Here is an 11,926-nt window from a genome sequence, read left to right as displayed (position 1 = left end):
GACTCCATCCGATGGCGACCTTCACCGTCAGCAGGGAACGGCATGACACCGGTAGCGCGGATACCGTGATAGAAGCATAAAATAGCGTCATCTCCGTGACGAACCGTGCCATAGCGTGATTGTTTATCGACCGTGATCCCCGTGGCAACGAGGCAAATCAGGGAGGTCGCGGCAGGCCTGCACACCGCTTTACCCGCAACAGAAAAGGCCGCTCCGCCTTTTAGCACCCTGCTGAAGCGAGACAACATGAGACAACACGAGACAGCCAGGTCAAGCTGTGCTACAAACGGTGCTGTATTAATATTCTGGCATTGCAATGCATGGTGAAAACGGGACAACAGGATGAGCCAGACTCTTAATGGTATGGCCCGTTTGATTTTCCTATGGGAAGCGCCTGACAGGGAATTCCGTCCCTGTTTACCCGAAATATTTCAAAAAGCAGTTAACATTTCTGCAACCTGAGTGATAAAAAGGGTATATTTAGGCACGATTACAATAGAGGATAACAGCGAATGGTTCTCGGCAAACCGCAAACAGACCCAACACTCGAATGGTTCCTGTCACATTGCCATATTCACAAATATCCATCCAAAAGCACCCTGATTCATCAGGGTGAAAAGGCAGAAACCCTCTACTACATCGTCAAAGGCGCAGTAGCGGTGCTGATCAAGGATGAAGAAGGCAAAGAAATGATTCTTTCCTACCTCAATCAGGGCGACTTCATTGGCGAACTGGGTCTTTTCGAAGAAGGCCAGGAACGTAGCGCGTGGGTGCGCGCAAAAAGTGCCTGTGAAGTAGCTGAAATCTCTTATAAAAAATTCCGTCAGCTGATTCAGGTTAACCCTGACATTCTGATGCGTCTTTCTTCGCAGATGGCACGCCGTCTGCAGGTCACCTCTGAGAAGGTCGGTAACCTCGCCTTCCTGGATGTGACGGGGCGTATTGCACAAACGCTGCTGAATCTGGCCAAACAGCCAGATGCCATGACCCACCCGGATGGTATGCAGATCAAAATCACCCGTCAGGAGATCGGCCAGATCGTGGGCTGTTCTCGTGAAACCGTGGGCCGTATTTTGAAAATGCTGGAAGATCAAAACCTGATTTCCGCGCACGGTAAAACTATCGTGGTTTACGGTACGCGCTAAGCGGTTCTGACTCTGGGGCGCGACAGCCTGGTCGCGCCCTTTTTTATGTGGTGTTAGGCATGTGGCGGAGAATCATTTATCACCCTGAAGTCAACTATGCACTGCGGCAAACGTTGGTGCTGTGCCTGCCGATAGCCATTGGCTGGCTGCTGGGCGATCTCAGACAGGGTTTACTCTTCTCGTTAGTTCCCGCCTGCTGCAACAACGCCGGTCTTGATACCCCCCATAAACGCTTTTTTAAACGCCTGATTATTGGTGGCAGCCTGTTTGCCTTCTGTAGCTTTCTGATCCTGTATGCGGGCGAAAAAGGGGTGCCGTTGCCGATCATTATGCTGGTGATGGCTCTGTTGCTGGGCGTCACTGCGGAAATCAGTCCGCTGCACGGTCGGCTGCTTCCCGCTTCGTTAATTGCCGCCATTTTCACCCTCAGCCTTGCCGGCAGAGTCCCCCTCTGGCAGCCCCCGCTGCTCTATATTCTCGGCACCATTTGGTACGGCCTGTTCAACTGGCTGTGGTTCCGGCTGTGGAAAGAGCAGCCGATGCGGGAAACGCTAAGCCTGCTCTACCGCGAACTGGCCGACTACTGCGAGGCAAAATATACGCTGCTGACCCGGCTGACCGATCCGCAGACCGCGCTTCCGCCGCTGCTGGCTCGCCAGCAAAAAGCGGTTGACCTGATTAATACCTGTTATCAGCAGATGTATATGCTGTCCGCCAGCCAGGATAACCACTACCAGCGGCTGACGCGTGCATTTCAGGTGGCGCTGGATCTGCAGGAGCATATTTCGGTCAGCCTGCATCAGCCGGAAGAAGTTCAGAAACTGGTGGAGCAAAGCCACGCCGAGGCGGTGATCCGCTGGAACGCACAGACCATTGCCGCCAGGCTGCGGGTGCTGGCCGATGACATTCTCTATCATCGCTATCCTGAACGTTTCACCATGGACAAACCGCTGCAGGCGCTGGAAAAAATATCCCGGCAGAACAAAGACAATCCGGTGGGCAATTTCTGTTATTACCACTTCAGCCGTATCGCCCGCGTGCTCCGCACCCAGCGACCGCTGTATCGACGCGATCTGATGGCGGATCGCCAGCGCCGCCTGCCGCTGATCCCGGCCCTGAAAAGCTACCTGTCGCTAAAATCACCCGGCCTGCGCAGCGCGTCGCGCTACGGGATCATGCTGGCCTTTGCCAGCTCGCTGGCGCTGTTTTTTAATCTGCCCAAACCCTACTGGATCCTGATGACGGTGATGTTCGTCAGTCTGAACGGCTACGGAGCCACGCGAGTGCGGATCCAGCACCGTGCCATGGGCACGCTGGCCGGGTTGGTCATTGCGGCCGTGATGCTACGCCTGCACGCGCCGGAATCGGTGATGCTGCTGGTGATGCTGGCCCTGACGCTGATTGGTAACCTGTTTATCCGTAAGTTCTACGGCTGGGCCACCATCGGCTTTACCATCACCACGGTATTTACACTGCAGCTGCTGTCGCTGAACGGCGCGCAGCTGCTTGTACCGCGCCTGATGGATACGCTGATTGGCTGTCTGATTGCCTTCGGTGGGATGATCTGGCTGTGGCCACAGTGGCAGAGCGGACTGCTGCGGCAGAATGCCCACGATGCGCTGGGTGCTTATCAGGAAGCACTCCAGCTATTACTGGGGCAGGAACAGGATCCGGTCAAGCTGGCGTGGCAGCGCATGCGCGTTAATCAGGCTCATAACGCCCTGTTTAATTCCCTGCACCAGGCGATGCAGGAGCCTAACTTTAACGCCAGCTACCTCAAGGATATGCAGCTGTGGGTGACCCACAGCCAGTTTATCGTCGAGCATATTAATGCGATGACCATTCTGGCGCGGGAGCACACTATGCTGACCGAATCGCTGGCACAGCGCTATCTGCAATCCTGCGAAATCGCCCTGCAGCGCTGCCAGCAGCGCCTGGAATATGACGGCCCCAGCTCCGACAGCAACGTGCTGGAAGCGCCGGAGGATTTCCATCAGGGGCCGGTCACCATACTGGAGCGGCACGTGAAACGTATTCTCGGCCACCTCAGTACGATGCACACCATCTCGTCACTGGCCTGGAGCCAGCGACCGCATCAGGGGCACTGGCTTTCCCGCCGTTTGCGCAAAACGTCCTAGCCGATAACTTTTTCCACCGCCGCTGCAAAGCGCTTCATCCCTTCGGCGATATCCGCAGTGTCGATGACCAGCGACGGCGCAAAGCGCATTACGTCAGTACCGGCCACCAGCACCATGACGCCTTCGGCCGCCGCGGCATTCAGGATGTCACGCGCTTTTCCAGCGTGCTGCGGCTTCAGCGCGGCACCGATCAGCAGGCCCATCCCGCGGATTTCGCTGAACAAATCCAGTTTTGCATCCAGCGCCTGCAGGGCATCAACAAACAGCTGACGGCGCTGCGCGACGCCCTCCAGCACCGCTGGCGTATTGATAATATCCAGCGCGGCTTCCGCCACCGCACAGGCCAGCGGGTTCCCGCCGTAGGTAGTACCGTGAACGCCAGGGGCCATGACCGAGGCAATCTCATTGGTGGTCAGCATCGCACTGACCGGAAAACCGCCGCCGAGTGCTTTCGCCGTGGTGACGATATCCGGCTTCACGCCGTAGTGTTCATAAGCAAACAGTTTGCCACTGCGGCCCATGCCGCTCTGCACTTCGTCCAGCACCAGCAGTGCATTATGTTCATCGCACAGCTGACGCAGCCCCTGCATAAATTCCTGGGTGGCCGGCGTCACGCCGCCTTCACCCTGAATCGGCTCCACCACGATGGCGCAGGTGTGATCGTCGATAACCGCTTTGACCGCCGCCAGGTCGTTAAAGGGCACATGGACGATATCGGCAGGCTTGGGACCGAAGCCGTCGGAGTACTTAGGCTGCCCGCCCACGGAAACGGTAAACAGGGTGCGGCCGTGGAAGGCGTTATGGAAGGCGATGATCTTGCTTTTGAACGGGCTGTGGCGCTGGGTCGCATAATAGCGAGCCAGCTTGAATGCGGCTTCGTTAGCTTCGGCACCGGAGTTTGCAAAAAACACGCGCTCGGCGAAGGTGGCAGCAATCAGCTTGCTGGCCAGGCGCAGGGCCGGCTCATTGGTGAAAACGTTGCTGGTGTGCCAGAGAGTTTCACCCTGAGTTTTGAGTGCCTCGACCAGCGCCGGATGGCAGTGGCCCAGCGCCGTTACGGCAATACCGCCGGAGAAATCAACGTACTCTTTCCCCTCCTGGTCCCAGATACGGCTCCCTTTGCCCTTGACCGGAACGAACTGCGCTGGTGCATAAACAGGCAAAATCACTTCATCGAACGTTGCCCGCGTTACCGCTAATTTTTCCGCTGCCATCAATCACCTCGCCGTTTAATCGTTGCTTTAATGTGAAAATATAGTCATGAAATATGCATAAAAAATCAAAAAAAGGCAAACACTAACTCAGTAGCGCAGGAAATTTTCCAGCAGCTGGTGTCCCTGCTCGCTCAGGATGCTTTCCGGATGAAACTGCACGCCTTCAAGCGGCAGCGTGCGATGACGAAATCCCATAATTTCATCGGGCTGACCGTCACGCAGTGTCCAGGCCGTCAGCTCAAATTCATCCGGCAGCGTGCCCGTCTCCACAATCAGAGAATGGTAACGGGTCACGGTAAGCGGGTGGTTCAGGCCGGAAAAAACGCCGCCGTCATTATGTTCAATAGCCGACGTTTTGCCATGCATCACCTTGCGGGCACGAACGACTCTGGCACCAAACGCCTGCGCGATCGCCTGATGTCCAAGGCAAACGCCAAGTACCGGCAGATCCCCGGAAAAATGGCGGATCGCGTCAAGTGAGATCCCCGCCTCGTTGGGCGTACAGGGACCGGGAGAGATAACCAGATGGCGGGGATTCAGTGCGGCGATTTCAGCCAGCGTGATATCGTCGTTGCGGCGAACGATGACCTCCGCGCCCAGTTCAGAAAAATACTGGTAGAGGTTCCAGGTGAAGGAGTCATAGTTGTCGATCAGCAGCAGCATGGCGAATTCCGGTAAACGATTTACGCCGCTATTTTACGGATTTTACGCCGTTGCGCTTATCTGTTTGCAGTACCGATGGCTTCCGCAAAGCTGAACCGGCCCCACAGGCCGATTCAGGCGAAACGCATAACGTTAAGGCAGGATTTTAGCGGAGAGGATCACTACCGGCGTTACGGGAACATTCTGGTAAGGGCCGACATTCTGAGTGGGCACCTGGGCAATCTTATCGGCAACATCCATCCCTTTAACGACTTTACCAAACACCGCATAGCCGAAATCACGCTGGCCGTGATCGAGGAAAGCGTTATCAGCGACGTTAATAAAGAACTGGCTGGTTGCGCTGTCTTTTTCCGCGGTACGCGCCATCGAAATAGTGCCGCGTTTATTCAGCAGACCGTTATCTGCTTCGTTTTTAATCGGCGCGTTAGGCTGTTTCTGCTGCATATCGGTGGTGAATCCCCCGCCCTGCAACATAAAACCTGGGATCACACGATGGAATGTGGTGTTGTTGTAAAAGCCGCTGTTGACGTAATCAACAAAGTTTTTTACCGAAACAGGGGCTTTCTGATTATTCAATTCCAGCTCAATGCTGCCTGCCGAAGTGGTCAGCAGTACATGTGTATCCCCTTTCGCGGCGAATGCAGAAGCAGAAATCGATGACAGTGCGAGAACTGCCGCCACCGCGGTCAAAGTGCGTTTCAACATGAAATATTCCTTACTGAGGGCAATAAGCCATAAATACAACGCTGATTGTAAATAGGCACTTACCAACGCGCCAGCGTTTTACCTTTATTTACGCAGCGGGCTATTGCCGTAAAAGTGACGGAGCGATGAATAAGTGTGATTAAAATCACACTAACAGTGAAATACGAAAATAATTGTTTCATTAAATATTCATGCAGATCACGAATGTGGTTAAACTCCTGGGGTATCTCTCAGGTACCTCGCCTGAGACTCCACCTTCCAGACAGGTTTCCACAATGACAAATCGCGATCGAATCGGACTTACCTGGATCAGCTTCTTCTCTTATGCGTTGACCGGTGCAGTGGTTATCGTAACCGGCATGGTACTGGAGAATATAGCAGAGTATTTCCAGCTCCCCGTCGCTCAAATGAGCAACACTTTCACCTTCCTTAATGCCGGGATCCTGCTGGCGGTGTTTCTTAACGCCTGGCTGATGGAGATCGTGCCGTTAAAACGTCAGCTGATGTTCGGCTTTGTGCTGATGGTACTGGCGGTGCTGGGGCTGATGACCAGCCACAGCCTGAGCGTATTCTCGCTCTGCATGTTTGTGCTGGGCGTGGTGAGCGGGATTACCATGTCGATCGGGACATTCCTGATCACCCATCTTTATGAAGGACGCCAGCGCGGTTCACGCCTGCTGTTTACCGACTCCTTCTTCAGCATGGCCGGTACTATCTTCCCGATTATCGCTGCAGCCCTGCTGGCACGCGCGCTGCCGTGGTACTGGGTTTACGTCTGCATCGGCGTGATCTACGTGGCGATCTTTATTCTGGCGCTGTGCTTTGAATTCCCAGTGCTGGGCAAAAAAACCACCAGCGGCGAGCCGGTTAAAAAAGAAAAATGGGGCGTTGGCGTGGGCTTCCTGGCGGTTGCCGCACTCTGCTACATTCTGGGCCAGCTGGGCTTTATCGGCTGGGTTCCGCAGTATGCAACGAAAAGCATGGGGATGGATATCGGCCAGGCCGGTAGCCTGGTGGGTAACTTCTGGACCGCTTACATGGTCGGCATGTGGGCATTCAGCGCCATCCTGCGCTTCTTCGACCCGCAGCGTATCGTCACGCTGCTGGCGCTGCTGGCTACCGCACTGATGTACTGGTTTATCACCACCACCGATGCATCCATGCTGAAGTGGATTATGCTCAGCCTGGGCTTCTTCTCCAGCGCCATTTACACCACCATCATCACTCTGGGTTCGCTGCAAACGAAGGTCTCTTCGCCAAAACTGGTGAACTTTATTCTGACCTGCGGCACCGTGGGAACCATGCTCACCTTCGTGGTAACCGGCCCTATCGTTGAAAAAGGCGGTGCTCACGCGGCGCTGGCTACCGCTAACGGTCTCTACGCGGTGGTGTTTATCATGTGTCTGCTGCTGGGCTTTGTCAGCAAACACAAGCTGCACGGCCATATGGGCTCGCATTAATTTGCGATGATGGCGCAGCCAGCAAGCCGGTGAATCATCACCGGCTTTTTTTATCTTTCACTCCGGTAAATCCCCTCCTCCCCTCAAACTTCTGCCGTCCGCCACTTTCGGAAAAAAATTCATAAAACCTCTGATTTCAGAATGTTAACTGGCTAACATTTTTTTGCAGACCTACCCACTAATGGGTATTTGCCGGGTGTGATTGATACACATCAATAACCGCGACATACCAAAGGTTATCGTACGACCAGAATCTTATTAATGAGGCAAAGCATGAGCATCAAACTCGCCATCATTGGCAACGGTATGGTCGGCCACCGCCTGATCGAAGAACTGGTGGAAAAGTCACTGCCCGGACAGTTTGAGATCACTGTCTTTTGCGAAGAACCTCGCGTGGCCTATGACCGGGTCCATCTTTCCGCCTATTTCTCCCACCATACGGCTGAAGAGCTGTCGCTGGTAAGAGAAGGCTATTACCAGAAGCACGGCATCAACATCCTGATTGGCGAACGCGCCATCCTGATCAATCGGGAAGAAAAAGTGATCCACGCCAACGGCGGGCGTCTGGTGCCCTACGACAAGCTGGTTATCGCAACCGGCTCCCGGCCATGGGTTCCTCCGATCCCCGGCGCGGAAGGCGCTGACTGTTTCGTTTACCGCACCATTGAAGATCTCAACGGCATTGAAGCCTGTGCACGCCGCAGCAAGCGCGGTGCCGTCGTCGGAGGCGGGCTGCTGGGGCTGGAAGCCGCGGGCGCATTAAAAAATCTCGGTATTGAAACCCACGTTATCGAATTTGCCCCGGTGCTGATGGCCGAACAGCTCGACCGTATGGGTGGGGAGCAGCTAAGACGTAAAATCGAGAGCATCGGCGTACAGGTGCACACCGGGAAAAATACCCGGCAGATCGTGCACCACTCGCCGCGAGGTAAAACCCTGCAGTTCGCCGATGAGACGCAGCTCGACGTCGATTTTATCGTGTTCTCAACCGGCATCCGCCCGCAGGATGCGCTGGCGAAGCAGTGTAATCTGGCCACCGGCCCGCGCGGCGGCGTGGTGATTAACGACAGCTGCCAGACCAGCGATGCGGATATCTACGCTATCGGTGAATGTGCATCCTGGCGGGAGCACGTTTATGGCCTGGTCGCGCCGGGCTATAAAATGGCACAAATCGCTGCCGATCATCTGCTAGGCGGCAGCAGCCACTTCGAAGGCGCTGATATGAGCGCCAAGCTCAAACTGCTGGGTGTGGACGTGGGCGGCATCGGCGATGCCCACGGCCGGACGCCTGGCGCACGCAGCTACGTTTACCTCGACGAAAATAAAGAAGTCTACAAACGCCTGATCGTGAGCGCGGATAACAAAACGCTGCTGGGCGCGGTGCTGGTAGGCGACACCAGCGACTACGGTAATCTGCTGCAGCTGGCGCTAAACGCCATTGAACTGCCGGCCAATCCGGATGCGCTGATCCTGCCCGAGCATGCCGGGGCAAAACCCTCTATTGGCGTAGAGTCATTGCCGGACAGCGCGCAGATCTGTTCCTGCTTTGACGTCACCAAAGGCACCATTGTGCAGGCGGTGCAAAACGGCTGCCACAGCGTAGCCGCGCTGAAGGCGGAAACCAAAGCCGGAACCGGCTGCGGCGGCTGTATTCCGCTGATCACACAGGTGCTGAATGCCGAACTGAGCCGTCAGGGCATCGAAGTTAACCATCACCTGTGCGAACACTTCCCGTGGTCTCGTCAGGAGCTTTACCACCTGATCCGCGTGAATAACATCCGGTCGTTTAATCAGCTAATCACCAAATACGGCAAGGGCTACGGCTGCGAAGTGTGTAAGCCAACGGTGGGATCGCTGCTGGCCTCGTGCTGGAATGACTATGTGCTGAAGCCGGAACACACGCCGCTGCAGGACAGCAACGACCTGTTCCTCGGCAATATTCAGAAAGACGGCACCTACTCCGTGATCCCGCGCTCGGCGGGCGGAGAGATCACGCCCGAGGGGCTGATGGCCATCGGTAATGTTGCCCGTCAGTATAATCTGTACACCAAAATCACCGGCTCGCAGCGTATTGGCCTGTTCGGTGCGCAGCAGGACGATCTGCCGGCCATCTGGGAACAGCTGATCGCCGCCGGTTTTGAAACCGGCCACGCCTACGCGAAGGCGCTGCGCATGGCGAAAACCTGCGTGGGCAGCACCTGGTGTCGTTTTGGTGTCGGTGACAGCGTCGGCTTCGGCGTCGCACTGGAAAACCACTACAAGGGCATACGCACGCCGCACAAGATGAAATTCGGCGTGTCGGGCTGCACCCGCGAGTGTGCCGAAGCACAGGGCAAAGACGTGGGTATTATTGCCACTGAAAAAGGCTGGAACCTTTACGTCTGCGGCAACGGCGGCATGAAGCCTCGCCATGCCGACCTGCTGGCCGCCGACCTCGACCGCGATACGCTGATGCGCTATCTGGACCGCTTTATGATGTTCTATATCCGCACCGCCGATAAGCTGCAGCGCACCTCGGTCTGGCTGGACAATCTGGAAGGGGGTATCGACTACCTGCGACAGGTGGTGATTAACGACAAACTGGGCATCAACCAGCAGCTGGAAGACGATATTACCCGTCTGCGTGCGCAGGTGGTCTGCGAGTGGAGTGAAACGGTCAACGATGCGCAGCAGCGCGCCCGCTTTGCCCACTTCGTTAACAGCAGCGTGCGCGATCCGCTGGTACAGATGGTTCCGGAGCGCGAACAGCATCGCCCGGCGAAGGTGCAGGAAAGAATTGAGATTATCCAACTGGAGGAAAATGTATGAGCCAGTGGCAGGAGATTTGCCCGTTGACCCGTATTCTGCCCGCTACCGGCGTCTGCGCTCTGGTTGAAGGACAGCAAATTGCTATTTTCCGCCCGGGTGAAGATGAGCAGATATTTGCATTGAGCAACATCGACCCCTTTGCCCATGCCAGCGTGCTGTCGCGCGGCATTATCGCCGAACATCAACAGGAGCTGTGGGTCGCCAGCCCACTGAAAAAACAGCGTTTTCGCCTGCGTGACGGCCTGTGTATGGAAGATGAAAGTCACTCAATCCCGAGCTATCCGGCACGGATCTGCCACGGAATGATCGAGATAAACCTCGCTGCGGAGCCCTCAGCCGCCTGACACCTCCCTGGCTGTACGCACTATCGCGTACAGCCCTTCCTGCCGTTTTCTTTTGTGAGTCGTTATGGATTTTCTTCCTCTGTTTTGTCAGCTACGAGATAAACCCTGTCTGCTGGTTGGGGGGGGTGACGTTGCCGAACGCAAAGCCCATCTGCTGTTGGCAAGCGGTGCCGCCCTGCGCGTGTGCGCCCGCGAGTTTTCAGCGCAGTTCCAACTCTGGCAGCAGGAAGGTAAAGCAACCCTGATTACCACCCCGTTCAGCCCGGAGCTGCTTGACGACTGCTGGCTGGTCATTGCCGCTACCGATGACGAAGCGCTGAACCAGCATGTCAGCCAGAGCGCAGACGCACGCCGGATGTTCTGTAACGTGGTGGATGCGCCGCAGAGCGCCAGCTGCATTATGCCGTCAATTATCGATCGTTCTCCGTTGATGATTGCCGTCTCCTCGGGCGGCAATGCGCCGGTCATGGCCCGGATGCTGCGCGAAAAGCTGGAGGCGTTACTGCCTCTGCATCTTGGCCGACTGGCGGCCTGGGGCGGAGCCCAGCGACAGCGGGTAAAACAGCAGTTCAGCCAGGGGCAGCGCCGCCGTTTCTGGGAAAAATTGTTTAACCACCAGCGGCTGGCGCAGTCGCTGGCCAACGGTGACAGCCGACAGGTAGAACAGCTGAGCGAACAGCTGTTTAATGAACCGCTGGAGCAGCGAGGCGAAGTGGTGCTGGTGGGTGCCGGGCCGGGCGATGCCGGGTTGCTAACCCTCAAGGGGCTTCAGCAGATTCAGCAGGCCGATGTGGTGGTCTACGATCGGCTGGTATCCGATGAGGTGCTGGCCCTGGCGCGCCGGGATGCCGAACGCATTTTTGTCGGTAAGCGTGCGGGCCATCACTGTGTTCCCCAGCACGAAATCAATCAGATCCTGCTGCAACAGGCGCAGAGCGGCAAACGGGTGGTGCGCCTGAAAGGCGGCGATCCGTTTATCTTTGGCCGTGGTGCGGAAGAGCTGGAGGCACTGCAGGGGGCGGATATCCCCTTCTCGGTGGTGCCCGGCATCACCGCCGCCTCAGGCTGTTCCGCCTACAGTGGGATCCCGCTGACCCACCGCGACTACGCACAGAGCGTGCGGCTGGTTACCGGCCACCTGCAGCAAAACGGCGAACTGGAGTGGCAGCATCTGGCCGCGGAACGGCAAACGCTGGTGTTCTACATGGGGCTGGCCCAGGCGGCCGAAATTCGTCTACAGCTGATGAAACACGGCATGTCAGCGGAAATGCCGGTCGCACTGGTAGAAAACGGCACGTCTACGCGTCAGCGTGTGGTCACGGGTTCACTGGCAGAACTGGCGGAGCTGGCGGAGGAAGTGGAAAGCCCGGCGTTGATTATCGTCGGTGAGGTGGTGGCGCTGCGCGAGCAGCTAAGCTGGTTCTGATAAGCAAAGTGGGTGCCCGCAGG

The 11,926-nt window shown here is 56.4% G+C and carries 9 protein-coding genes; 6 read left to right on the top strand and 3 right to left on the bottom strand.

From position 1 onward, the window contains the following. Positions 1 to 512 precede the first annotated feature (512 nt). Positions 513 to 1,145 (top strand): cAMP-activated global transcriptional regulator CRP, encoded by a 633-nt coding sequence (gene crp / locus PGH32_RS21045; protein WP_048917664.1) that lies wholly within the window; start codon positions 513 to 515, stop codon positions 1,143 to 1,145. Between the two features lie 59 nt (positions 1,146 to 1,204). After that, the gene (locus tag PGH32_RS21040; RefSeq protein ID WP_314425223.1) at positions 1,205 to 3,283 is read left to right on the top strand and encodes a YccS/YhfK family putative transporter; all 2,079 of its coding nucleotides are present in this window, start codon (positions 1,205 to 1,207) and stop codon (positions 3,281 to 3,283) included. On the opposite strand, the gene argD is transcribed toward PGH32_RS21040, so the two are convergent. The 3 genes from argD to ppiA all read right to left on the bottom strand — a co-directional run bounded on the left by argD (position 3,280) and on the right by ppiA (position 5,865). After that, complete coding sequence (gene argD / locus PGH32_RS21035) at positions 3,280 to 4,497, bottom strand: bifunctional acetylornithine/succinyldiaminopimelate transaminase (RefSeq protein ID WP_337895017.1); 1,218 nt, start codon at positions 4,495 to 4,497, stop codon at positions 3,280 to 3,282. The two genes, PGH32_RS21040 and argD, sit on opposite strands and share 4 nt — an antisense overlap. An 87-nt stretch (positions 4,498 to 4,584) precedes the next feature. Beyond that, complete coding sequence (locus PGH32_RS21030) at positions 4,585 to 5,160, bottom strand: aminodeoxychorismate synthase component II (RefSeq protein WP_337895016.1); 576 nt, start codon at positions 5,158 to 5,160, stop codon at positions 4,585 to 4,587. 132 nt (positions 5,161 to 5,292) lie between these two features. Continuing rightward, on the bottom strand, positions 5,293 to 5,865 hold the full coding sequence (gene ppiA / locus PGH32_RS21025; protein WP_337895015.1) for a peptidylprolyl isomerase A: 573 nt from the start codon (positions 5,863 to 5,865) through the stop codon (positions 5,293 to 5,295). A gap of 275 nt (positions 5,866 to 6,140) precedes the next feature. Here ppiA and tsgA point away from each other — a divergent pair, with 275 nt between their 5' ends. The 4 genes from tsgA to cysG all read left to right on the top strand — a co-directional run bounded on the left by tsgA (position 6,141) and on the right by cysG (position 11,903). After that, positions 6,141 to 7,325, top strand: coding sequence for an MFS transporter TsgA (tsgA, locus tag PGH32_RS21020; protein WP_314425217.1), 1,185 nt, complete (start codon positions 6,141 to 6,143; stop codon positions 7,323 to 7,325). Positions 7,326 to 7,598: 273 nt separating this feature from the next. Then, a complete protein-coding gene (gene nirB / locus PGH32_RS21015; protein WP_314425214.1) occupies positions 7,599 to 10,133 on the top strand; it encodes a nitrite reductase large subunit NirB in 2,535 nt (844 codons plus the stop codon). Further along, positions 10,130 to 10,477, top strand: coding sequence for a nitrite reductase small subunit NirD (gene nirD, locus PGH32_RS21010; protein WP_314425212.1), 348 nt, complete (start codon positions 10,130 to 10,132; stop codon positions 10,475 to 10,477). Before nirB ends, nirD begins: the two co-directional genes overlap by 4 nt. Positions 10,478 to 10,541: 64 nt before the next feature. Continuing rightward, positions 10,542 to 11,903 carry a siroheme synthase CysG gene (cysG, locus tag PGH32_RS21005; protein WP_337895013.1) on the top strand — a complete coding sequence of 454 codons (1,362 nt, stop codon included), beginning with the start codon at positions 10,542 to 10,544 and terminating at the stop codon, positions 11,901 to 11,903. The last annotated feature ends 23 nt before the right edge of the window (positions 11,904 to 11,926 follow it).

This window comes from Erwinia sp. SLM-02, from assembly GCF_037450285.1.
Taxonomy (GTDB): Bacteria; Pseudomonadota; Gammaproteobacteria; order Enterobacterales; family Enterobacteriaceae; genus Erwinia.
Note: the sequence above shows the minus strand (reverse complement) of the source record. Positions and strands in the feature narration are given on the sequence as shown.

Bases quoted from the DNA above. Each gene is read 5' to 3' on its own strand.
- crp (WP_048917664.1), top strand. From the start codon at position 513: ATGGTTCTCGGCAAACCGCAAACAGACCCAACACTCGAATGGTTCCTG.
- PGH32_RS21040 (WP_314425223.1), top strand. From the start codon at position 1,205: ATGTGGCGGAGAATCATTTATCACCCTGAAGTCAACTATGCACTGCGG.
- argD (WP_337895017.1), bottom strand. From the start codon at position 4,497: ATGGCAGCGGAAAAATTAGCGGTAACGCGGGCAACGTTCGATGAAGTG.
- PGH32_RS21030 (WP_337895016.1), bottom strand. From the start codon at position 5,160: ATGCTGCTGCTGATCGACAACTATGACTCCTTCACCTGGAACCTCTAC.
- ppiA (WP_337895015.1), bottom strand. From the start codon at position 5,865: ATGTTGAAACGCACTTTGACCGCGGTGGCGGCAGTTCTCGCACTGTCA.
- tsgA (WP_314425217.1), top strand. From the start codon at position 6,141: ATGACAAATCGCGATCGAATCGGACTTACCTGGATCAGCTTCTTCTCT.
- nirB (WP_314425214.1), top strand. From the start codon at position 7,599: ATGAGCATCAAACTCGCCATCATTGGCAACGGTATGGTCGGCCACCGC.
- nirD (WP_314425212.1), top strand. From the start codon at position 10,130: ATGAGCCAGTGGCAGGAGATTTGCCCGTTGACCCGTATTCTGCCCGCT.
- cysG (WP_337895013.1), top strand. From the start codon at position 10,542: ATGGATTTTCTTCCTCTGTTTTGTCAGCTACGAGATAAACCCTGTCTG.